22 protein-coding genes and 3 tRNA genes are annotated in these 21,753 nt (G+C 65.7%); 14 read left to right on the forward strand and 11 right to left on the reverse strand.

Annotated features, from left to right (window positions below; all coding sequences use genetic code 11):
• Nucleotides 1-14: 14 nt before the first annotated feature.
• A complete protein-coding gene (mutY, locus tag AC27VN_RS04890; RefSeq protein ID WP_490875847.1) occupies nucleotides 15-1,055 on the forward strand; it encodes an A/G-specific adenine glycosylase in 1,041 nt (346 codons plus the stop codon).
• A 28-nt stretch (nucleotides 1,056-1,083) separates the two neighbouring features.
• Here mutY and rapZ read toward each other — a convergent pair whose 3' ends face one another.
• The 3 genes from rapZ to AC27VN_RS04905 are packed head-to-tail and all read right to left on the reverse strand — an operon-like array spanning nucleotide 1,084 to nucleotide 4,586.
• Nucleotides 1,084-1,959, reverse strand: coding sequence for an RNase adapter RapZ (gene rapZ, locus AC27VN_RS04895; protein ID WP_057595151.1), 876 nt, complete (start codon nucleotides 1,957-1,959; stop codon nucleotides 1,084-1,086).
• Between the two features lie 31 nt (nucleotides 1,960-1,990).
• The gene (recN, locus tag AC27VN_RS04900) at nucleotides 1,991-3,676 is read right to left on the reverse strand and encodes a DNA repair protein RecN (RefSeq protein ID WP_490875828.1); all 1,686 of its coding nucleotides are present in this window, start codon (nucleotides 3,674-3,676) and stop codon (nucleotides 1,991-1,993) included.
• A 1-nt stretch (nucleotide 3,677) separates the two neighbouring features.
• A complete protein-coding gene (locus tag AC27VN_RS04905) occupies nucleotides 3,678-4,586 on the reverse strand; it encodes an NAD kinase (RefSeq protein ID WP_093341151.1) in 909 nt (302 codons plus the stop codon).
• A 30-nt stretch (nucleotides 4,587-4,616) separates the two neighbouring features.
• Between AC27VN_RS04905 and hrcA the strand changes: the two genes are divergently transcribed.
• The 4 genes from hrcA (at nucleotide 4,617) to greB (ending at nucleotide 6,568) form a co-directional block, all read left to right on the forward strand.
• Complete coding sequence (gene hrcA, locus AC27VN_RS04910) at nucleotides 4,617-5,624, forward strand: heat-inducible transcriptional repressor HrcA (RefSeq protein WP_093341149.1); 1,008 nt, start codon at nucleotides 4,617-4,619, stop codon at nucleotides 5,622-5,624.
• Nucleotides 5,625-5,663: 39 nt separating this feature from the next.
• Nucleotides 5,664-5,740 (forward strand) — tRNA-Ile (locus tag AC27VN_RS04915).
• A 70-nt stretch (nucleotides 5,741-5,810) separates the two neighbouring features.
• A tRNA-Arg gene (locus AC27VN_RS04920) sits at nucleotides 5,811-5,887 on the forward strand.
• A 105-nt stretch (nucleotides 5,888-5,992) separates the two neighbouring features.
• On the forward strand, nucleotides 5,993-6,568 hold the full coding sequence (greB, locus tag AC27VN_RS04925; RefSeq protein WP_431510330.1) for a transcription elongation factor GreB: 576 nt from the start codon (nucleotides 5,993-5,995) through the stop codon (nucleotides 6,566-6,568).
• Nucleotides 6,569-6,595: 27 nt separating this feature from the next.
• Here the strand turns inward: greB and AC27VN_RS04930 are convergent, their stop codons facing one another.
• The 4 genes from AC27VN_RS04930 to AC27VN_RS04945 form a co-directional block, all read right to left on the reverse strand.
• Nucleotides 6,596-8,851, reverse strand: a complete 2,256-nt coding sequence (locus AC27VN_RS04930) for a RelA/SpoT family protein (protein ID WP_296785316.1) — start codon at nucleotides 8,849-8,851, stop codon at nucleotides 6,596-6,598.
• Nucleotides 8,852-8,946: 95 nt separating this feature from the next.
• Nucleotides 8,947-9,150 carry a DNA-directed RNA polymerase subunit omega gene (gene rpoZ / locus AC27VN_RS04935; protein ID WP_057595157.1) on the reverse strand — a complete coding sequence of 68 codons (204 nt, stop codon included), beginning with the start codon at nucleotides 9,148-9,150 and terminating at the stop codon, nucleotides 8,947-8,949.
• 30 nt (nucleotides 9,151-9,180) lie between these two features.
• On the reverse strand, nucleotides 9,181-9,801 hold the full coding sequence (gene gmk / locus AC27VN_RS04940) for a guanylate kinase (protein WP_057595158.1): 621 nt from the start codon (nucleotides 9,799-9,801) through the stop codon (nucleotides 9,181-9,183).
• 20 nt (nucleotides 9,802-9,821) lie between these two features.
• A complete protein-coding gene (locus tag AC27VN_RS04945) occupies nucleotides 9,822-10,745 on the reverse strand; it encodes a YicC/YloC family endoribonuclease (RefSeq protein WP_490875829.1) in 924 nt (307 codons plus the stop codon).
• Nucleotides 10,746-10,836: 91 nt separating this feature from the next.
• Between AC27VN_RS04945 and AC27VN_RS04950 the strand changes: the two genes are divergently transcribed.
• From AC27VN_RS04950 to AC27VN_RS04975, 6 genes are all read left to right on the forward strand, one after another.
• Nucleotides 10,837-11,844, forward strand: coding sequence for a serine/threonine protein kinase (locus AC27VN_RS04950; RefSeq protein WP_490875830.1), 1,008 nt, complete (start codon nucleotides 10,837-10,839; stop codon nucleotides 11,842-11,844).
• Between the two features lie 49 nt (nucleotides 11,845-11,893).
• Nucleotides 11,894-12,805, forward strand: a complete 912-nt coding sequence (locus AC27VN_RS04955; protein ID WP_093341139.1) for a PP2C family protein-serine/threonine phosphatase — start codon at nucleotides 11,894-11,896, stop codon at nucleotides 12,803-12,805.
• Nucleotides 12,806-12,871: 66 nt separating this feature from the next.
• Nucleotides 12,872-13,603, forward strand: a complete 732-nt coding sequence (rph, locus tag AC27VN_RS04960) for a ribonuclease PH (protein ID WP_057595162.1) — start codon at nucleotides 12,872-12,874, stop codon at nucleotides 13,601-13,603.
• 52 nt (nucleotides 13,604-13,655) lie between these two features.
• Entirely contained in the window at nucleotides 13,656-14,255 is a 600-nt protein-coding gene (gene rdgB / locus AC27VN_RS04965; protein ID WP_490875831.1) for an RdgB/HAM1 family non-canonical purine NTP pyrophosphatase, read from the forward strand.
• Nucleotides 14,246-15,520: a radical SAM family heme chaperone HemW gene (gene hemW / locus AC27VN_RS04970; protein ID WP_490875832.1), complete on the forward strand. Its 1,275-nt coding sequence runs from the start codon at nucleotides 14,246-14,248 to the stop codon at nucleotides 15,518-15,520. Before rdgB ends, hemW begins: the two co-directional genes overlap by 10 nt.
• Before the next feature lie 35 nt (nucleotides 15,521-15,555).
• Nucleotides 15,556-15,643: transfer RNA gene (locus AC27VN_RS04975), tRNA-Ser, on the forward strand.
• A 53-nt stretch (nucleotides 15,644-15,696) separates the two neighbouring features.
• On the opposite strand, the gene AC27VN_RS04980 is transcribed toward AC27VN_RS04975, so the two are convergent.
• On the reverse strand, nucleotides 15,697-16,038 hold the full coding sequence (locus tag AC27VN_RS04980; RefSeq protein ID WP_490875833.1) for a helix-turn-helix domain-containing protein: 342 nt from the start codon (nucleotides 16,036-16,038) through the stop codon (nucleotides 15,697-15,699).
• A 336-nt stretch (nucleotides 16,039-16,374) separates the two neighbouring features.
• Here AC27VN_RS04980 and AC27VN_RS04985 point away from each other — a divergent pair, with 336 nt between their 5' ends.
• Nucleotides 16,375-16,623, forward strand: a complete 249-nt coding sequence (locus AC27VN_RS04985; RefSeq protein WP_490875834.1) for a DUF1643 domain-containing protein — start codon at nucleotides 16,375-16,377, stop codon at nucleotides 16,621-16,623.
• A gap of 158 nt (nucleotides 16,624-16,781) precedes the next feature.
• Here AC27VN_RS04985 and AC27VN_RS04990 read toward each other — a convergent pair whose 3' ends face one another.
• The 3 genes from AC27VN_RS04990 to AC27VN_RS05000 all read right to left on the reverse strand — a co-directional run bounded on the left by AC27VN_RS04990 (nucleotide 16,782) and on the right by AC27VN_RS05000 (nucleotide 19,026).
• A complete protein-coding gene (locus tag AC27VN_RS04990; RefSeq protein ID WP_490875835.1) occupies nucleotides 16,782-17,621 on the reverse strand; it encodes a reverse transcriptase family protein in 840 nt (279 codons plus the stop codon).
• A gap of 31 nt (nucleotides 17,622-17,652) precedes the next feature.
• A complete protein-coding gene (locus tag AC27VN_RS04995) occupies nucleotides 17,653-17,964 on the reverse strand; it encodes a helix-turn-helix transcriptional regulator (protein ID WP_490875836.1) in 312 nt (103 codons plus the stop codon).
• An 828-nt stretch (nucleotides 17,965-18,792) separates the two neighbouring features.
• Nucleotides 18,793-19,026, reverse strand: coding sequence for a helix-turn-helix domain-containing protein (locus tag AC27VN_RS05000; RefSeq protein WP_490875837.1), 234 nt, complete (start codon nucleotides 19,024-19,026; stop codon nucleotides 18,793-18,795).
• A gap of 463 nt (nucleotides 19,027-19,489) precedes the next feature.
• Here AC27VN_RS05000 and AC27VN_RS05005 point away from each other — a divergent pair, with 463 nt between their 5' ends.
• Both AC27VN_RS05005 and AC27VN_RS05010 read left to right on the forward strand, forming a co-directional pair.
• Entirely contained in the window at nucleotides 19,490-20,647 is a 1,158-nt protein-coding gene (locus AC27VN_RS05005) for a hypothetical protein (protein WP_490875838.1), read from the forward strand.
• A 26-nt stretch (nucleotides 20,648-20,673) separates the two neighbouring features.
• Entirely contained in the window at nucleotides 20,674-21,660 is a 987-nt protein-coding gene (locus AC27VN_RS05010) for a hypothetical protein (protein ID WP_490875839.1), read from the forward strand.
• Nucleotides 21,661-21,753 lie beyond the last annotated feature (93 nt).

A 21,753-nucleotide genomic window follows, 5' to 3' on the forward strand; every position in this document is an offset into this window, starting at 1 on the left:
CCGCGTCCGCCGCCTTGAAACTCCCGGTGCACTTCGCCGAGCGCGTGGTCGCCTGGCAGCGCAGCCATGGCCGCAGCGAGCTGCCGTGGCAGAACACGCGCGATCCCTACCGCGTGTGGCTGTCCGAGGTGATGCTGCAGCAGACGCAGGTCACGACCGTGCTCGGCTATTTCGCGCGCTTCCTCGAGCGCTTTCCAGACGTGCGGGCGCTGGCCGAAGGCACCGAGGACGAGGTCTTCGGGCTCTGGAGCGGCCTCGGCTACTACAGCCGCGCGCGCAACATGCACCGCTGCGCGCAGGAGGTGATGGCGCGCTTCGGCGGCAGCTTCCCGCAGACGGCCGCCGAACTGGCGACCTTGCCGGGCATCGGCCGTTCCACCGCCGCGGCCGTCGCGGCCTTCTGCTTCGGCGAGCGCGTCGCCATCCTCGACGGCAACGTGAAGCGCGTACTGACGCGCGTGCTGGGCTTCGGCGAGGACCTGTCCTCCTCGGCCAGCGAGCGCCTGCTCTGGGAGCATGCGACACGGCTGCTGCCGCCCGCCGACGACCGCGAGGCGATCGCGAGCTACACGCAGGGCCAGATGGACCTCGGCGCCACCGTCTGCCTGCCGCGCAAGCCGAGCTGCATGCTGTGCCCGGTCAACGACAGCTGCGTGGCGCGGCGCGAAGGTTCGCCCGAGCGCTATCCGGTCAAGACGCGCAAGCTGCGGCGCACGGCGCAGTCGCTGTGGGTGCTGCTGGCGCGCGATGCGAGCGGGCGCGTATGGCTCGAGAAGCGGCCCGCCAAGGGCATCTGGGCCGGCCTGCATTGCCTGCCGGTGTTCGATTCGCGCGACGAACTGCTGGCCGCGCTGCCCGCGGCCGAACGCGATCGCTGCGAGGACCTCGCGCCCTTCGTGCACGTGCTGACCCACAAGGACCTGCACCTGCATCCGGTGCGCATCGATGGCGGAACGCCGCAGGGCGCTGCGGCGCGCTGGGTCGAGGCCTCGGAATGGCTGGGCCTGGGGCTGCCCGCGCCGGTGCGCAAGCTGCTCGAGAACACCGGGGGCTGAGGCCCTCGGCCCCTCGCCCTTTTTTTCTTCAGCTCGCGTCGAGTTCGCGGTGCCGCTTGAGCGCACCCCAGCGCGCGCCGAAGCTGCGCGCCAGCTGCTCGACCAGGAACACCGAGCGGTGCTGTCCGCCGGTGCAGCCGATCGCCACCGTCACGTAGCTGCGGTGGTCGCGTGCGAGCGCATCGAGCCAGCGCGTGAGGAACTGCTCGATGTCCTCGTACATGCGTGCCACGTCGTCGTGCTCGCGCAGCCAGTCGGCCACCGGTGCGTCGCGGCCGGTCAGCGGCCGCAGCGTGGGCACGTAGTGCGGGTTGGGCAGCATGCGCACGTCGAACACGAAATCGGCATCGAGCGGCACGCCGCGCTTGAACGCGAAGGACTCGAAGACCAGCGTCAGGCGGCTCTGCGGCGCCGAGATCAGCGACTTGACGTAGCTCTGCAACTGCGCCGGCCGGATCAGGCTGGTGTCGATCACGTCGGCGCCTTCGCGCAGGTCGGCCAGCAGCTCGCGCTCGAGCTCGATGGCCTGCACCAGCACGCGCTGCTGGTCGGGCACGTCGGTGCGGCCTTCCTGGCTCGACAGCGGATGGCGGCGCCGGGTTTCCGAATAGCGGCGCAGCAGCGCGTCGGTGGTCGCGTCGAGGAACAGCGAGCGCAGCGACACGCCGTCGTTGCGCAGCGCCTCGAGCTGCTGCGGAACGATCGGCAGCGAGACGCCGCTGCGCACGTCCATCGCGATTGCCACGCGCTGCGCGTTCTGCGCGTGCTGCAGCGCGATGAAGGGCGTGAGCAGCTCGGGCGGCAGGTTGTCGACGCAGTAGTAGCCCGCGTCCTCGAGCGCATGCAGCGCGACCGATTTGCCGGAGCCCGACATGCCGGTGATGAGCACCAGGTCGAGGCTCATCGCGCAGCCCCGTGGTCGTGGCGCGCCGCCTTCATGAGGTGGCCGCCGGCGTCTTGTGGCCCAGCATCTCGCGGGCGTGGGCGAGCGAGGTCTGCGAGACCTTCTCGCCGCCCAGCATGCGCGCGATCTCGTTCGCGCGGCTGTCGTCGTCGAGGAGCGATACGCCGCTCTCGGTGCGCGGACCGTCCTTGCCGGTGGTTCCCGCGGTCTGCCGCTTGGCGACCACGAGGTGGTGGTCGGCGCAGGCCGCCACCTGGGGCAGGTGGGTGACCGCGAGCACCTGGCGGTCGCGGCCCAGCTGCTTCATGAGCCGGCCCACGGTCTCGGCGACCGCGCCGCCGACGCCCGAATCGACCTCGTCGAAGATCAGCGTCTGGGCGGCGCCGAGCTGGCTGGTGGTGACCGCGATCGCGAGCGCGATGCGCGAGAGTTCGCCGCCCGAGGCCACCTTGCCGATCGGCCGCGGCGTGCTGCCGGTGTGGCCGGCGACCAGGAAAGCGATCTCCTCGAGACCGGCCTTGCCCGGCTGGGCCAGTGGCTGCAGATCGACCTCGAAGCGGCCGCCCTGCATGCCCAGGCCCTGCATCGCCTGCGTGACCGCCTGGGCCAGCTTGGGCGCGGCCTGCTTGCGCAGCTTGCCGAGCGCGCGGGCTTCCTTCAGGTAAGCCTGCTGCGCCGTCTGCTCGGCGCGTTCCAGGCCTTCGAGGTCGCTCTGCGCGTCGAGGGACTGCAGCTCGGCCTGCCAGCCGGCCAGCAGCGCCGGCAGTTCGGCCGGTGGGCGCTTGTAGCGGCGCGCCAGCGACATCCACAGGCTCATGCGTTCGTCGAGTTCGGCCAGCCGCTGCGGGTCGGTGTCGGCGTCGCGCAGGTAGCCGTGCAGCGAGTGCGCGGCATCGGCGGCCTGCGCGATGCTCGAGGACAGCACCTCGCCGAGCGCGCGGAACTCGGGCTCGATGTGTTCGCAGTTCTGCAGCAGCGTGACCGCGCGCGAGAGCGCGGCCAGCGCGCCGTTGTCCTCGTCCTCGAGCGCGTGGCTGGCGCCCTGGGCGGCGTCGATCAGCGCCTGCGCGTTCGAGATGCGCGTGTGGCTTCCCGACAGTTCTTCCCATTCGTCGGCGCCGGGCGCGAGCTTCGCGACCTCCGAGATCTGCCACTGCAGCCGTTCGCGCTCGCGCTGCAGCGAATCCTGCGTGCCGCGCGCACGCTCGAGCGCGGACAGCGCTTGGCGCCAGCCCTGCCAGGCGGCGTCGAGCGCATCGGTGCGCACGCCGGCGTAGGCATCGAGCAGGCCGCGCACCGCGTCGGGCCGCGTGAGGCTCTGCCAGGCGTGCTGGCCATGGATGTCGAGCAGCCGGTCGCCGATGTCGCGCAGCTGCGTCGCGGTGGCGGGGCTGCCGTTGATCCAGCCGCGGCTGCGGCCCTGCAGGTCGACGGTGCGGCGCAAAAGCAGGGCATCGCCCGCCTCGAAGCCGCCTTCGTCGAGCCAGGCCACGAAGGCCGGGTCGTTGTCGAACTCCGCGCTCACGTCGAGCCGCTCGGCGCCTTCGCGCACCGCGCCCGCATCGGCGCGGTTGCCGAGCGCGAGCTGCAGCGCGTCGATCAGGATGGATTTGCCCGCACCGGTTTCGCCGGTCAGCACCGTGAAGCCGTCGGACAGGTCGATCTCCAGGGATCGCACGATCACGAAATCGCGCAGTGCGATGCGTCTGAGCGCCATCTCAGGAACCTCCTTCGTTCCAATGCAGTTTCTTGCGCAGGGTGTCGAAATAGCTCCAGCCGCGCGGATGCAGGAAGCGCACCCTGAAATCGGAGCGGCGCACCACCACGCGGTCGCCGATCGCGAGCGAGGCCAGCGATTGCATGTCGAAATTCGCGCTGGCATCGCGCCCGCCCACGAGCTCGATCACGATCTCGTCGGCATCGGGCAGCAGCACCGGGCGGTTCGACAGCGTGTGCGGCGCGATCGGCACCAGCACCCAGCCCGGCACCGCCGGATGCAGCAGCGGCCCGCCGGCCGACAGCGCATAGGCCGTCGAACCCGTGGGCGACGCGATGATCAGGCCGTCGGCGCGCTGGTTGGCCACGAAATGCTTGCCCACCGAGACCCGCAGCTCGACCATGCCCGAGGTCGCGCCGCGGTTGACCACCACGTCGTTCATCGCGAGCGCATCGAACACCACGGCGCCGTCGCGCATCACCTGCGCGTGCATCAGGCTGCGGTGGTCTTCCTCGTATTCGCCGGCCAGCATCGGGATCAGCGTGGCCTGGAAGTTGTCGAGCGGGATATCGGTGATGAAGCCGAGCCGGCCCCGGTTGATGCCGATCAGCGGGATGCCGAAGGCCGCGAGCTGCCGGCCGATGCCGAGCATGGTGCCGTCGCCGCCGACCACCAGGCCGAGGTCGCACTGCTGGCCGATCTGCTCGACCGTGAGGGCTTCGTAGCGGTCGCCGGTGGGCAGGGCCTGGGCCGGTTCGTCGTCGCCGCGCGGCTGTTCGACGTAGACCTTGCAGCCCTGGGATTCGAGAAAACTCGCGATGCCTTCCATCACGCTGTCGCGCTCGCCGCACCGGGCTCCGGAAGCCTGGTATTTGCCGATCAGCGCGACGTGACGAAAGGGAGAGGTCATGGCTACAAATTACAACACTAAAATCTTGCAATGCTGGACGACCGCGCCAAGTTGCTGCTCAAGACGCTCGTCGAGCGCTACATCGCCGAAGGCCAGCCTGTCGGCTCGCGAACGCTCTCGCGTTCCTCGGGCCTGGACCTCTCGCCCGCGACCATCCGCAACGTGATGTCGGACCTCGAGTCGCTCGGGCTGATCGCCAGTCCGCACACCTCGGCCGGCCGCGTGCCCACGGCGCGCGGCTACAGGCTTTTCGTCGACACCATGCTCACCGCGCAGCGCGAGCACCTGGCCGCGCCGAGCCTCGCGCCCGACCAGCCGCAGCGCGTGATCGCCAACGCGGCGCACCTGCTGTCGAACCTCTCGCAGTTCGTCGGCGTGGTGATGGCGCCACGGCGTTCGTCGGTGTTCAAGCAGATCGAGTTCCTGCGCCTGTCGGACCGCCGGCTGCTGGTGATCATCGTCTCGCCCGAAGGCGACGTGCAGAACCGCGTGATCTTTCCGGAGGCCGACTATTCGCAGTCGCAGCTGGTCGAGGCCGCGAACTACATCAATGCCCACTATGCGGGCCTGACGATCGAGCAGGTGCGCGACCGGCTGCAGTCCGAGGTCGACACGCTGCGCGGCGAGATCGCGGCGCTGATGCAGGCGGCCGTGAAGGTCAGTTCTGACGTGCTGAGCGAATCGCAGGAGGACGACGTCGTGATCTCGGGCGAGCGCAACCTGCTCGCGGTCAGCGACTTCTCGAGCGACATGGGGCAGTTGCGCCGCGCCTTCGAGCTCTTCGAGCAGAAGGCGCAGCTGATGCGGCTGCTCGACGTGTCGAGCAAGGCCGAGGGCGTGCGCATCTTCATCGGCGGCGAGAGCCAGGTGGTGCCGGTCGAGGAACTGTCCATCGTCAGCGCCAACTACGAGGTCGACGGCCAGGTCGTGGGCACGCTCGGCGTGATCGGCCCGACGCGCATGCCCTACGAGCGCATGATCCAGATCGTCGACATCACTTCCAAGCTGGTCAGCAACGCGCTGAGCCACCGCAAGTAGCAAGGCGCCTTTTCGGCGCGAATAGAATCGAGCCCACGTGGGCCGTTAGCTCAGTTGGTTAGAGCAGCGGACTCATAATCCGTTGGTCGATGGTTCAAGCCCATCACGGCCTACCACCCGTATTTTTGAGATTTGTTTCGACGGATCGAAAAGGCCTCAAAAATACATGCTATGATAGCAAGCTGTGCGGCTGTAGCTCAGTTGGATAGAGTACTTGGCTACGAACCAAGGGGTCGTGGGTTCAATTCCTGCCAGCCGCACCACTCTTCAAGGGTCAACTCGGAAACGAGTTGACCCTTTTCTTTTTGGTACGAGGCTCGTCCGCGCGGCGGACGCCACGCTTCTCTTTCGATCTCCGGAGGCGTCGCTTGAACAAGGCATTCACCAAGGAAACGGATTCCGACGCGGACGACGATGGCGCCGACGGCGCCATGCCGCCGCTGCCCGCGGGCGGCAAGAACTACATCACCCCCGCCGGCTATGCGCGGCTGCGCACCGAGCTGCTGCAGCTGATGGACGAGGAGCGGCCCAAGGTGGTCGAGGCCGTGCACTGGGCCGCCAAGAACGGCGATCGCTCGGAGAACGGCGACTACCTCTACGGCAAGAAGCGGCTGCGCGAGATCGACCGCCGCATCCGCTTCCTCACCAAGCGCCTCGAGATCGCCGAGGTCACCGATCCCTCGGTGCATCACGGCAGCGACCAGGTCTTCTTCGGCGCCACGGTGCGCTATGCGGACGAGAACGGCGACGAGCGCAGCGTGACGATCCTCGGCATCGACGAGGCCGACAGCGCGCAGTCGCAGGTCAGCTGGATCTCGCCGATCGCGCGGGCGCTGCTGAAGGCGCGCGAGGGCGACGTGGTCAAGCTCGTCACGCCGGGCGGCACGCACGAGGTCGAGCTGCTGTCGGTCGTCTATCCGGCGCCGGGGCCGGGCGCTGCTTAGAGGCTGCGCCGCAGGCGCGGCGCGGACTCAGGACGCGGGAACGGTGCGCGCCGCGGACAGCACCGAGGTGGTCCGGCGCACCGAGCGCAGCACCGCGTCCAGATGCGAGCGGTCGCGTACCGCGATCACGAAGCGCAGATCGGTCGAATCCTGCGGCGTCTCGTCGGCCATCTCGACGTGGGTGATGTCGGCTTCGGCATCGGCCAGCGTCGCGGCCACGCGCGCCAGCACGCCCTTGTCGTTGCGCACGGTGATGATCACGCCGGTTTCGAAGGCGCGCGTCGGTTCGTCGGCCCACTCGACCGCGAAGAAGCGTTCGCTGTCCTTGTGGCGCAGGCGCTGGCCCACGCCGCAGGCCTCGGTGTGCACCACTAGGCCTTCGCCGTGGCCGAGGTAGCCCACGATCGGGTCGCCCGGGATCGGGCGGCAGCACAGCGCGAAGCGCACCGAGGAGTTCTCGCTGCCGTCGAGCGTGACCGCGCCCTGCGAGATGGTTTCGTGCGAGATGAAGCGCTCGCGGCTCAGCAGCAGCGCGTCGGGACGTTCGCCAAGCTCGGCCATGAGCGCCATCAGCCGCTTGGCCACGATGCTCGCGATGCGCTTGCCCAGGCCGATGTCGGTCAGCAGTTCGGCGCGCGTGCGGTTGCCGGTGAAGCGCAGCAGCTTTTCCCACAGCGGCTGGTGCTCCGCATCGTCCTCGGGCAGCTTGCTCAGGCCTTCGGCGCGCAGGGCCTGCGCCAGCAGCTTCTCGCCCAGGCCTTCGGATTCGGCGTGGGCCAGGGTCTTGAGGTAGTGGCGGATCTTCGAGCGCGCACGGCCGGTCCGCACGAATCCGAGCCAGGCCGGATTGGGCGTGGACACCGGCGCGGTGATCACCTCGACCACGTCGCCGTTCTTGAGCTCGGTGCGCAGCGGCACCTGGTCGCCGTTGATGCGCGCGGCCGAGGTGTGGTCGCCGATGTTGCTGTGGATCGCGTAGGCGAAGTCGACCACGGTCGCGCCGCGCGGCAGCGCCATGATCTGGCTCTTGGGCGTGAAGACGTAGACCGCGTCGGGGAACAGGTCGACCTTGACGTGGTCCCAGAACTCCGCGGCATCGCGCGTTTCGTCCTGGATGTCGAGCAGCGACTGCAGCCACTTGGTGCCCAGGCGGTCGTTGCTGGCCGTGCTCGGGTCCGCGGCCTTGTAGAGCCAGTGCGCCGCCACGCCCGATTCGGCCACCACGTGCATGGCGTCGGTGCGCAGCTGGAATTCGACGCTGACGCCCGCCGGGCCCACCAGCGTGGTGTGCAGCGACTGGTAGCCGTTGAGCTTGGCGATCGCGATGTGGTCCTTGAACTTGCCCGGCAGCGGCTTGTACATCTGGTGCAGGATGCCCAGGCCGGTGTAGCAGGCGATCACGTTCGGCACGATCAGCCGGAAGCCGTAGATGTCGGTCACCTGGGCGAAGCTCAGGTGCTTTTCCTCCATCTTGCGGTAGATCGAATAGAGCGTCTTCTCGCGCCCCGCGATCCGCAGCGTCATGTGGGCGGCGGCGAAGGCGGTCTCGACCTCGCGCTGCACCTTCTGGATCAGGTCGCGCCGGCGGCCGCGCGCCTTGGCCACGGCCTTGGCCAGCGTGGCATAGCGCCATGGTTTGAGGTGCCGGAACGACAGTTCCTGTAACTCGCGGTACGTCTGGTTGAGGCCGAGCCGGTGCGCGATGGGCGCGTAGATGTCGAGCGTTTCGCGCGAGATGCGGGCCCATTTCTCGCGCGGCGCATCGGCCAGCGTGCGCATGTTGTGCGTGCGGTCGGCCAGCTTGACCAGGATGACGCGCACGTCGCGCGCCATCGCCAGCAGCATCTTGCGGAAGGACTCGGCCTGGTTCTCTTCGCGCGTGTTGAACTGCAGCTTGTCGAGCTTGGTGAGGCCGTCGACCAGTTCGGCCACCGGCGCGCCGAAGCGCTCGATCAGCTCGGGCTTGGTGACGCCGCAGTCCTCGATGGCGTCGTGCAGCAGGGCGGCCATCAGGGCCTGCGCGTCGAGCTTCCATTCGGCGCATTGCGCCGCCACGGCGATCGGGTGGGTGATGTAGGGCTCGCCGCTGTTGCGCAGCTGGCCCAGGTGGGCCTCGTCGGCAAAACGGTAGGCGCGACGGACCAGTTCGGTGTCTTCGGGGCTCAGGTAGTCGAGCCGCGCCGTCAGGGCCGCGAAGCTGGCGGCGGCCGCATTCAGCGCCGCCGGGCTCGGCTTCGGCGTGCCCGCAGGGGCATGGGACTGAGATTTTGCGACCGCGCTCATGGCTATCACTTTAGCGTGACCGCTGTGTGGACGTGATCAGGCGTAAAAAAAGCACCGCGTCGCGGTGCTTTTCCGTTGCAAGCCTGCGTCAGCGATCAGCCGGGAACCTTCTTGAGCATTTCCAGGCCGATCTTGCCTTCGGCGATCTCGCGCAGCGCGGTCACGGCCGGCTTGTTCTTGCTTTCGATCTTCGGGGCATGGCCCTGGCTCAGCATGCGCGCGCGGTAGGTCGCGGCGAGCACGAGCTGGAAGCGGTTGGGGATCTGCTGCAGGCAGTCTTCGACAGTGATGCGGGCCATGATGGAATCTTTCGGTCGGTGAGCGTGGAATCAGGGGATGTTCAAGGCGGCGAAAGTGTCGGCACGCGCGCGTCGCTGCGCGGAATACCGGAGCCGCTGAGCGTGGACGATCGCCTTGAGATCGAACAGTGCGCGCTCAAATAACTCGTTGATTATAACGAAATCGAATTTCCCGGCCTGGGCCATCTCTTCGGCGGCGTTCTGCAGCCGCAGTTCGATGACCGCGGCGCTGTCCTCGCCCCGGCGTTCCAGCCGCGAGCGCAGCTCTTCCCAGCTCGGCGGCAGGATGAAGATCATCACCGCGTTCGCGAAGGCCTTGCGGATCTGCAGGGCCCCCTGGAAGTCGATCTCGAGGATCACGTCGGCGCCCTGGGCGATCCGTTCCTCGATCGCCTTCTTGGAGGTGCCGTAGCGCTGCCCGTGCACGTGGGCCCATTCGACGAAGGCGTCCGAAGCCACCATGGCATCGAATTCCGAGGTCGAGGCGAAGAAGTATTCGCGGCCGTGCTTTTCCTGCCCGCGCGGCGAGCGCGTCGTGTGCGACACGGAGGGCTGCACCGCCGAGTCGAGCTCCATCAGGGCCTTCACGAGGCTCGACTTGCCGGCCCCGCTCGGTGCCGCAACCACGAAGATGTTGCCGGGATAGTCCATGCTTTCCTTCACTCGCTCGCTCACTCGATGTTCTGGACCTGCTCGCGCATCTGCTCGATCAGCACCTTCATGTCCACGCCGATGCGCGTGAGTTCAAGCGCCGCCGACTTGGAGCCCAGCGTGTTGGCCTCGCGATGCAGCTCCTGGATCAGGAAGTCGAGCCGCTTGCCGATCTCGCCGCCCTTCTTGAGCAGCCGCTCGATCTCGTCGAGGTGCGAGTTCAGCCGCGTCAGCTCCTCGGCCACGTCGATGCGGATCGCGAACGCGGTCGCCTCGGTCAGTGCGCGGTCCTGCGCCGCTTCGGGCAGCGTGCCGCCACCGTTGGCGCCCAGGCCCATGGCCTCCTGCCAGCGCTCGAGAAAACGGGTGCGCTGCTGTTCGACCAGCTGCGGCACCAGCGGTCCGGCCTGCGCGACCAGTTCGCGCAGCTGTCCCAGGTGCGCCTCGAGCATCTTGGCCAGCCGCGCGCCTTCGCGCTGGCGGGCCGACACCAGCGCCTCGAGCGCCTTGCCGGTCACCTCGAGCAGGTCGGCGCCCCAGTCGCCGCGCGGCGCGCTGTCGCTGCCGGCCAGCCGCAGCACGTCGGCCACGCTGAGCTCGCGCGCGCCGGGCAGCCAGGCCTTGATGCCGTCCTGCACGCCGTTGAGCCGCTGCAACAGCTTGACGGAGGGCTCCGCCACGCCTCCCTGTGCATTGGTTTCGATGGCCGCGCGCAGTTCGACCTTGCCGCGCTTGAGGCGGCCGGTCAGCAGTTCGCGCAGGGCGGTCTCGTGCTGGCGCAGCTCTTCGGGGAGCTTGAAGGTGAGGTCGAGAAAGCGGCTGTTGACCGAGCGGATTTCGACCCCGAGCCGGCCCGCGGCCAAGGGCCGCGCGTCGGTTTCGGCATGGCTGCCCGAGGGGCCGTTCTGGCCGCTGGCATAGCCGGTCATGCTGTAAACTGGCATTGCGCCTCTCTGTGGTTCTGCTTGCATTCACCGAGGCACCGGCACGGCGTTCGCTTGCCGCACCATCGCCTTCGGGCGAAACTCCCGGATTATGTCAAAGGTCAAGCCGTCACCTCTGCCGCCCGATACGATCATCGGTGGCTACCGCATCGTTCGCAGGTTGTCGGCGGGCGGTTTCGGGGTGGTGTACCTGGCCATCGACCCCAGCGGCCAGCAGGTCGCGGTCAAGGAGTATCTCCCTTCTTCGCTCGCCACCCGTGGCCCCGGCGAACTCGCCCCGCAGGTGCCGGCCGAGAAGCTCTCGCTGTACCGCCTGGGCCTCAAGAGTTTCTTCGAGGAAGGCCGCTCGCTCGCGCAGATCTCGCATGCCTCGGTGGTCAGCGTGCTCAACTTCTTCCGCGAGAACGAGACCGTCTACATGGTCATGAACTACCTGGAGGGCGCGACCCTGCAGGACTTCGTGGTCACCGCGCGCGACCTCAAGCGGCAGAAGGTGTTCCGCGAATCGACCATCCGTTCGCTGTTCGACGAGATCCTGCGCGGCCTGCGCATCGTGCACCAGTACAAGATGCTGCACCTCGACATCAAGCCCGCCAACATCTTCGTCACCGACGACGACCGGGCCGTGCTGATCGATTTCGGCGCCGCGCGCGAAGTGCTCAGCAAGGAAGGCATCTTCATCCGCCCGATGTACACGCCCGGCTTCGCCGCGCCCGAGATGTACCGCCGCGATTCCTCGATGGGCCCCTGGACCGACATCTACGCGATCGGCGCCTGCATCTACGCCTGCATGCAGGGCTACCCGCCCAACGACGCGCCGCGCCGCATCGAGAAGGACCGCCTGAGCCTCTCGCTGTCGCGCCTGCGCGGCGTCTATTCCGACAACCTCATCGAGGTGGTCGAGTGGTGCATGTCGCTCGATCCGCTCTCGCGCCCGCAGTCCGTGTTCGCGCTGCAGAAGGAGCTCAGCCGCGAGGGCGAGCGCCGCTACACCAAGCTCACGGTGGGCGAGAAGGTCCGCCTCTCGATCGACAACATCCGCTCCTTCGACAAGAAGAGCGCGCCCCGCGCGGCGGCACCGACGACCCGTCCGGCATGACGACGCAGCGCATCGCCGCCTCGATCCTTGCCCGCCTGGAGGCGCGGCCATGAAGTTCTCCGTCTTCCAGGTCAGCCGCAAGGGCGGCCGTCTCAAGAACGAAGACCGCATGGGCTACTGCTACACGCGCGAATCGGGCCTGTTCGTGCTGGCCGACGGCATGGGCGGCCATCCCGAGGGCGAGGTGGCCGCGCAGATCGCGCTGCAGACCGTGGCCGCGCTCTACCAGCGCGAGGCGCGTCCGATGGTGAAGGACCCCAAGGCCTTCCTCGCCGAATCGGCGATGGCCGCGCACCAGCAGATCATGCGTTACGCCAGCAGCAAGGCGATGCTCGACACGCCGCGCACCACCGTGGTCGCGGCCGTGCTGCAGGCCGGCATGGCCACCTGGATGCATTGCGGCGACTCGCGCCTGTACGTCGTGCGCGACGGCCGCCTGCTGGTGCGCACGCTCGACCATTCGCATGCCGAGCGCCCGCGCCACCGCGGCGTGTCCGAGTCCTCGCCCGCCAACCGCAACCTGCTGCTCACCTGCCTCGGCTCGCCCACCACGCCGCTGTTCGACGTGTCGGCCCCGCTCGCGCTGCAGCGCGGCGACCGCATCATGCTGTGCTCCGACGGCGTCTGGGGCGTGCTCGACGATGCGCTCATCGTGCACACCCTGTCGTCCGGCAAGCCCGTGTCCGATGCCGCGCCCGACCTCGCCGAGATGGCGCTGCGCAAGGGCGGCTCGCACAGCGACAACGTGACGCTGATCGCGCTCGAGTGGGAAATGCCCGATGCGCCCGGCGAGGAGCCCGGCATCTCCACCGACAGCATCAGCGACGGCGTGTTCGCCTCGACCATCCAGGCCGGCATGCTCGCCGACGACGAGATCGAGGACCTCGACGAGGACGCCATCGAGCGTTCCATCGCCGAGATCAACGAAGCCATCCGGCGTTCGGCGGCCCGCAAGACCTGAATCGTTCCGCGCCTTCCCGTTCGAGGGCGCGCCCGTGTTTTTCCCTTCTTTTTTCTTCATCAGACCATGACAGCTTTCACCCGTAGCGGCGGCCGCGCCGCCGACCAGTTGCGCCCCGTGCGCATCACGCGCGGCTTCACCATCCACGCCGAGGGCTCGGTGCTGATCGAGTTCGGCCAGACCCGCGTGCTGTGCACCGCCTCGGTCGAGGAGAAGGTGCCCCCGCACAAGAAGGGCAGCGGCGAAGGCTGGGTCACGGCCGAATACGGCATGCTGCCGCGCGCCACCCACACCCGCAGCAGCCGCGAGGCCGCCAAGGGCAAGCAGACCGGCCGCACGCAGGAGATCCAGCGCCTCATCGGCCGATCGATGCGCGCCGTGTTTGACCTCGCCGCGCTCGGCGAACGCACCATCCACCTCGACTGCGACGTGCTGCAGGCCGACGGCGGCACCCGCACCGCCGCCATCACCGGTGCCTTCGTCGCCGCGCAGGATGCCGTCAGCAAGCTGATCGCCGCCGGCACGCTGGCCGCTTCGCCGATCAAGGGCCATGTCGCCGCCATCTCGGTGGGCATCGTCGGCGGCACGCCGCTGCTCGACCTCGAGTACACCGAGGACTCCGCCTGCGACACCGACATGAACGTCGTCATGACCGGCGCCGGCCATTTCGTCGAAGTGCAGGGCACCGCCGAGGGCGTGGCCTTCACGCGCGAGGAGATGAACCTGCTGCTGGGCCTGGCCGAGAAGGGCATCGGCGAACTCGTCGTCCTGCAGCAGCAGGCCCTGCAGTCGAAGTAGCAGCCATGAACCGCGGCCCGCAGAAGGCCGCCGTCGTTATTCCTTTCCACGTATGAAACTCGTCCTGGCTTCCAACAACGCCGGCAAACTGGCCGAACTGCAGCAACTCTTCGCCGAACTCGACGTCACGCTCGTGCGGCAGTCGGAGCTCGGCGTGAGCGAGGCCGATGAGCCGTTCCGCACCTTCGTCGAGAACGCGCTGACCAAGGCGCGCCACGCCAGCGCCGCCACCGGCCTGCCCGCCATCGCCGACGACGCCGGCCTGTGCGTCGATGCCTTCGGCGGCCTGCCGGGCGTCGACACCGCCTACTACGCCACCCAGTTCGGCTACCCCAAGGGCGATGCCAACAACGTGAAGGCGCTGCTCGAGCAACTGGCCGGACAGGCCAATCGCCGCGCCGCGCTCGTCAGCACACTGGTCGCGCTGCGCAGGCACGACGACCCCGAGCCGCTGATCGCGGTGGGCCGCGTGGCCGGCGAGATCGCGCCGGCGCCGGTCGGCGACAACGGCTTCGGCTTCGACCCCGTGATGTACCTGCCCGCCTTCGGCAAGACCTTCGCCCAGCTCTCGCCCGAGGTGAAGAACGCCCACAGCCACCGCGGCCAGGCCGCGCGCGCCATGCTGGCGCTGATGCGCGAGCGATGGCTGTGAGCGCTCCCTCGTCCGTCGTTCCCATCCAGCCCGCGGCGCCGGTCGGCGCGCCGCATGCCAACGACGTGCTGCACTGGATGCGCCCCGGCCCGCTGCAGCTGACGGCACTGCCGCCGCTCGCGCTGTACATCCACCTGCCGTGGTGCCTGCGCAAGTGCCCGTACTGCGACTTCAATTCCCACGAGTGGCGCGCCACGAGCCCCACCGAGGCCGACGGCATGCCCGAGTCCGCGTACATCGACGCGCTCATTGCCGACCTCGACGCCGCGCTGCCGTTGATCTGGGGCCGTGGCGTCCAGGCCATCTTCATCGGCGGCGGCACCCCGAGCCTGTTCTCGCCCCAGGCCATCGACCGCCTGCTGGGCGACGTGCGCGCGCGCTTGAAGCTCACGCCCGACTGCGAGATCACCCTCGAGGCCAACCCCGGCACCTTCGAGCGCGACCGCTTCCGCGCCTACCGCGCGGCCGGCGTCACCCGGCTGTCGCTGGGCGTGCAGAGCTTCAACGACGAGCACCTGAAGGCGCTGGGCCGCGTGCACGACCGCGCCCAGGCGATCGCCGCCGCCGAGGAGGCAGCCGCTTCGTTCGACACCTTCAACCTCGACCTCATGTACGCGCTGCCGGGCCAGTCGCTCGAGCAGCTCGACGCCGACCTCACGCAGGCGCTCGCGCTCGCGCCGCCGCACCTGTCGGTCTACCACCTCACCATCGAGCCGAACACCTGGTTCGCCAAGTTCCCGCCGCAGCTGCCCGAGGACGACATCGCCTACGCCATGCTCGACCGCATCACCGAGCGCACCGGCGCCATCGGCATGTCGCGCTACGAGGTCTCGGCCTATGCGCGGCCCGGCCACACCTGCGCGCACAACCTCAACTACTGGCAGTTCGGCGACTACCTCGGCATCGGTGCCGGCGCCCACAGCAAGCTCAGCTTCGCCCATCGCATCGTGCGCCAGGTGCGCTTTCGCGAGCCGCGCCTGTACATGGACAACGCCCGTGCCGGCACCGCCGTCGCGCAGAGCGACGAGGTCGCGCTGGCCGACCTGCCGTTCGAATTCATGCTGAACGCCATGCGCCTGAAGGCCGGCTTCACGCTGATGCAGTTCGGGGAGCGCACCGGCCTGGCCTTCACCGCGATCCAGCGCGGTCTGGAGGAGGCCGAGCGCAAGGGCCTCGTCGAACGCGACCTGAGCCGCGTGTGGCCCACCGAGCGCGGGCTCGATTTCCTCAGCGACCTGCAGACCCTGTTCCTGCCCGAGGACTGAGCACGGGCCGGGCTCGGCATAGAATCGCCGGCTCCGGAGAGTTGGGTGAGTGGTTTAAACCAGCAGTCTTGAAAACTGCCGACGTGAAAGCGTCCGTGAGTTCGAATCTCACACTCTCCGCCACCTTGCGATTTCCCGCATGGCCTCTCGGCCAGTGCGGGGTATCTCCCATTCCCTTACCCATCCGTCGGCAGCGTGACTTGGTGAGACATGATGAGGCCTGTTGGACTAGGTTGATTCCTCGTCGAAGTAGTCGCTGTCGAGCTTTGGTACTTTGATTGTGCGGGGACGCCGACCTCGTAGTCGATCATCAGTTCTGCAAGCTTGGGACTATCAGCACAATTCTTTCGACTTGCTTCGCAAGGTCGGTTGTCTGCGCTGCGTAGCTGCCCGTTCTCAATTCGGCTGAGGTAGGTCTGATAGAAGCCGCAGCGCTCCCCGAACTCGACGTGACTGAGCCCTGCCTCCAGCCGTAGCTCGCGCACGCATCTTCCGAATCTCGGAGTCAGGGTGTGCACCTCGCCGACTCTCGGCGTTATGCTTTATTTGCTCAAACACTAATTCGTATATACGGCGCTAAGCTGCGCTGATTTGGAGGGATAGCCGGGGGCTCAGCGCTCGCGTTGGAGGTCGTGGGCTGCAAGACCACGATGACCCAGGAGCGCACGCGCCAGCTGCGCGCCAAGGGCTGAGCGGGGAGGGCGCCGGTGTGTTCTACCGCTACCACTCCGAGAATGACGACCGGTGGCGCTACGTGCTCGGCAAGGCGGCCGTCGTCCGTTGCTGACCATCAGCCTGAACTCCAGCAACGCGACTCGGGAGCAAGCCGGCCCCGCGAGGCGCGTGTCCAGCTCGTGGCCGAGCTGCGCGACTTCGTGATTCTGAACCTCTACCCGGTGCGCGCGACGGACTATCGCACGCTGCCGGCGAAGGTGAGCCAGGAAGCCTTCGACCGGAATCTCGCCGCGATCGAAGAGCAGGTGGCCCGCCACGAGCGCCCGACGATCTGGGCCGCGTGGGGCTTGCCCGTCGTTCATCACGGCTACCTCCTGAAGGGGAGGGAAGAGCGGTACCGAAGGCTGGTGCCTTCCGCGCCCAACTGAGCGCGCCTTAGTGAGCTGACATCCACGGGCCACCCGAGGCGCGCGAGCCGGCTGGACTACGCGTAGCAGTTGTTGCCGTTTGCAGTGGACGAGTAGCCGCGTCTAGCCATCGGAGACGGTGGAGCGGAGGGGGAGGTGGAGTGGTGCGGGGCCGATGCTTACCCCTTAGCTGCAGGGAATTCTCGGTCCGCGATTTGTTGGGCTTGGTGTACGCGTCCAGCGAGTGTCCGTGCGGTGGCTTCGCGTTCTTTGGCTGAGACGGAGGCCAGCGAGCGCTTGGCCTGCCAAAGCCTCAGATGCTGTTTGTTCGGCAAGACGATCCGCTCGCCGATGATGATTGCCCCAGTCACCGACTTCGGTTGGTCCGGGCGGAAGGACATGGACTTACTACTGCGTGTGCTGAGGCCAAAGTACCTAATATGTGCTCTCAGCTCGGCGAGCAAAACCCTACCGGCGTTCGCGCCCGACGCGGTGAGGTCATCGACGTACAGGGTCATCTTGCAGTTGTGCTTCTCACAGAGCACTGCCAACTGATCGAACAATGGCTGTGCGGCGAAGAATGCAACGTAACCGCTCAGCGCGCTGCCGGTCGGTAGATGCGTTTGGTGGAAGCAGCACAGGTCCGCGAGGCGGGCTGAGATGTCGGATGCGCATTGGAATTTTTCGCGGAACATGCGGGCGACCATGGCCCTAGACACACTCGGATAGAACTTATTGACGTCGGTCTTCACCAGCGGTACAGCCCCTCGGTGCTGATCTGCGTTGTCGACGTGAGACCGTCCGCGTTGTGAATAAACGTAGTTAGGCAGCGTGATCCGGGTGAGCAAAGAAGCCAGTCGCTTGTGCAGCCGCTCGAGTTCATACAGCGGCTGTTGAATTTCTCGTGGCTTCCCGTTTGTAACCTTCACCCACACGCGGTAGTACCGAGGGTTTAGCAGCCGCGCTCCAGCTTCCCACGAAATGCAGAGAGCACGCTCAAGCTGATTCTTTCCAAGCATGCGGAAGAGCGGTGAACTGGCAAGGGGGTAGCTACTTCTTGCCATTGTCGAGGTCCTCTTTCACCTCCAGCCACTCCAGCAGGCGCAAGATTTTGTCCGCCGCGGACACGCGCAGTCTGTCGGTCGCGCGCGGTGATTTCTCCATCGCCTCGGAGAACAGAAGTATCGAGGAGACGGGCATCTTGAAGATTTGGCCGTATCGCTCCAACAGATCGAGCTGAGGCTGTTTGCCACCGGACTCGAGTTCACTCAAGTAAGTGTTCGAGATGCCCAGGCGCTTCGAGAGTTCGACCTGGGTCATCTGGTGATAAGTGCGCAATAGCCTTAGCGCTCGGTTCAGCATCTTTGACCTCGAAAAAGAGGGGTGCCGACGTGTTCTTAGTCATCGTCTCGGTGGATTAGCCACCACACGAATCGCATGATTGCGAAAGCAACCCGGATCGTGATTGGCTGCGTCACCAAGCGCTTCAACCTAGTCCACTTCGGCCGCCGCCGTTTTGAAGGCTCCTGATCGTCATACATGACGGTCTCCCAGCTGCACCAAACAATCAACACACCATGTGATGACCGTGGCTGTCGTCCGCAACTGACAGAGCAAAACGGCGGCTAACCCCCCACCCATTTCCGACGGCATTCACGGGGTCGTCCCGTGAATGCCCGCGCGCTGCGCGTGCTGGGGGAGTAGTCCCCAGGGGCACTGCTGCTCGCAAGAGTCAGAGCCTTTCAGCTCCACAGGATGCTTGTTGCATCCCTAAGTTTCGACAGTGGTCTCTGTTAGCCTTCGGAGCGAATTATGGCGAAGTGATTTCGCTTACAGCGAATAATTTTCGTGAGAATTTGTAGCATGGCGTCCTACGTACTCGCTAAGCCCTGCTTCGCCGCTGGTGGTCGTGCCCCACAGCTATTTCTTGAGAGCGTATGAACAGCTCCTCGAGCGATTGGCGAAATACTCTCCGAGTTGGCGCCGGTTTGGGGAGTTCGCCGCGACCGGCCACTCGCGCCACGCAAGAAGGCGGGATTACCGTTGGAAGCGAGAGCGACACGACGGTGCAAGGGGGTAGCCGATGGCGTTATTCAAGTCTGCTATCGACCTACATCTGTCGTCGGTTCAAAATGCCGATGGTGTTGCGGATGCCCTCCGGAAGCAGCGGCCGTGATGCCTTCTAGGCGCCTACTTCGAGGGTTTGCCAGTTGCTGGCGTTGCCGGCGGCCGGGCGTCGCCACGGTTCTTGTCGAACATCTCGAACACCGTAAGGCCCAGCGCGTTCGCGATCACCTCTACAGCGTTCAGCGTGGGATTGGCCTGCCCGTTCTCAATTCGGCTCAGGTAGGTCTTATAGACGCCGCAGTGCTCGCCAAACTCGACCTGGCTCAGGCCCGGTCCAGTCATATCTAGTGAACGCATTCTCCGAACTTCTGGGTGATCCGAGACACCTCCAGCGCGCCCGTGTCTTTTGCCTTACCCATCTATATCCCCCTTGGTGAAACCGGATTCGATCCAGCAAGTTTCACGAGGTTTCTGAGAGGTGTACAGAGGTAGTCGCGCGCGTGACTTGGTGCGAGACGGCATGAGAGTATCCGTCGAATTCATGCGTTGCATATGCGCAATGTCACCCTTTGCGAGAGCGAGGCCCAAGTGATTTTGTAGTATTGGCAATCTCGATCACGATGGCTCTTATGAATCTAGGCTACAACTGTCTGGCAAGAAATGGCAATTTCTGCGTTGAAGTCGGCCGATCGATCAGGCTGACGAATAACGGGCGTTGCATGGAGAAAGGCGCTGCTTCCCTAGCAGCGCCGGTTATGCTGAGTGGGGCGCGTTGGCGTGTTGGTGGGTGGATTGGGTCATAGCGCACTGGATCATCTATATGCCATTTACTCAGGCGGAACGTACCGACCATGCGCCGAAGCGCGCCACAGAGACCGAATTTGCGTTTCTGGATAGATGCGCATGGCCCGCAGTTGAACTCGTAAGGCAACTTGTCAAAGTCTGTTTGGCGGAGTACCCGGCCGCGGAGCGTGGCGAATTGATCGGTCGACTGAGTTCAGGGGACGCCCGGCACTTTGCGTCCGCAACGTTTGAGCTTTTCCTGCATGAGTATCTGAGGCGGCTAGGATTTCAACTCTCGCCGCATCCTGTGTTGCCCAATGGAAGGCCAAATCGCCCCGACTTTCTCGTTACCTGCCCCAACGGCCAATCCATGTACTTGGAAGCTGTTTGCGCATCCGACGACACTGGACGCGATATTGCGGCCGAGGCCCGTAAGGCCGTGGCGCTTCAGATGCTGGATTCAGCGAATCATCCGGACTTCATGGTTTCCATTGAGTCAGAGGGTGATCCCACAACACAGCCTAGCGGGCGACGTTTGGCGCGCGAGGTTGTTCGCTGGCTAAATTCGCTCGATGCTGATGCGTTGCTTGAAGAGGCAGCCCAAGGCTACGAGGCTCTTCCCGAGTTGGTCTGGCAGCATGAAGGTTGGCGGGTTAGCGTTCGGCCGATACCGGTAAAGCCTGAAGCGAGGGGGCGGGCCCGACGGCTTATCGGGGCGCGCAGTTTTGGGGCTGGCTGGATCGACGGATGGACGCCCATACGGGATGCGGTGATGTTCAAAGCACGACGATATGGCGAACTCGACTTACCACTCGTAGTCGCCGTGAACGTGGATACGTTCCACCTCGATCCGATTGACGAGGTTCAGGCACTCTTTGGTCAGGAGCAGCTCGTTTTCGCAGTAGGCGGAGAAAAGACTGAGCCCCGACTGGAGCGGGCTCCGAACGGAGCCTGGCGTGGGCCATCTGGGCCGCGAGGTCGGCAATCCAGTGGGGCGTGGCTGTTTGATAATTTCTCTCCCTATACAGTAGCTCGAAGAGAGCAGAAACTATATTTGAATCCTTGGGCGCACCGTGCTGTGCCCGAAGCGTTTCTGCTGATGCCGCACGCCGAGGTAGTGAACCATCGCATTCAATCCATCGGGGGACGAAGCCTTCGGGATGTATTTGAGTTATCTGAGCAGTGGCCTGAGTGAGTGCGCCGCCGAAGTAGAACTGCAGTATGAAGTGGAAGAACAGAAACCTCAGAGAGCTCGCCGAGATGATTTGTGGCAACGCGGATCATTTTCGATACCGATCGAGCAGCTACATCACCGAGTTCTTCGAGGATTGTGATCTCGACTACGCGCACGATGGATCGACTCGTTGGGCTTGGGTTGCGGGCAGGCTGGAGGAGGTGCTCGCGCAGCCGCATACTGGCCCTTCCGTCCCGCCCGAGGCCTTCATCCGCATCATCCGCGCCGTGCTCGACAAGGGTGACGCACAGGAGGGCGATCCGGTTCGCATCAAGGCACTTTCGGCGCTGAATGTTGTGCTTGCGCGTGAAGGGTGGGAGGCGTTCTACGACGATCATGGCCTTGGGCAACTCCGCCACATTGCTACGAACACAGTCGCGCAGATGGCGAACCCGCATCGGCCCCTCACGCCCGCGGAGGTCGAACGTAGAAACCAGCTCACAGCATATCTCGACAAGTGTTCTGAGGACAACCTGATCGAGGAAGTGCTGCTACCGCTTTTCCGCCAGCTCGGATTTCATCGGGTCACTGCTGTAGGCCACAAGGACAAGGCATTGGAGTACGGCAAGGATGTGTGGATGAAGTACACGCTGCCGACACTTAACGTTCTTTACTTCGGCATTCAGGCGAAGAAGGGCAAGCTTGATTCGGCGGGCATGAGCAAGGAAGGTTCAAGCAACATTGCTGAGATTCTGAATCAGGTGACGATGATGCTTGGGCACGAAGTATTCGACCCTGAGGTAAATCGGCGCGCGCTTGTTGATCACGCCTTTATCATCGCTGGCGGTGAGATAACGAAGCAGGCTAGGAATTGGCTCGGCAACAAGCTGGATGCTGTTAAGCGGTCGCAGGTCATGTTCATGGACCGCGACGACATTCTGAACCTGTTCATCGTCACGAACCTGCCGCTTCCGAAGGGCGGAGTATCCCCGAAGAACGTCTTCGACGCTTTCGACGATGACATACCGTTCTAGATAGTTGGCACTCTCCCGTGTGCATGCAGAGGCCGTCTTGTTTTTGTATGACTCACCGCGAGGATCAGATGACGACGGCGGAGGGACTTAGCC

The sequence above is a fragment of the Variovorax sp. 20P10.2.4 genome, assembly GCF_058244205.1.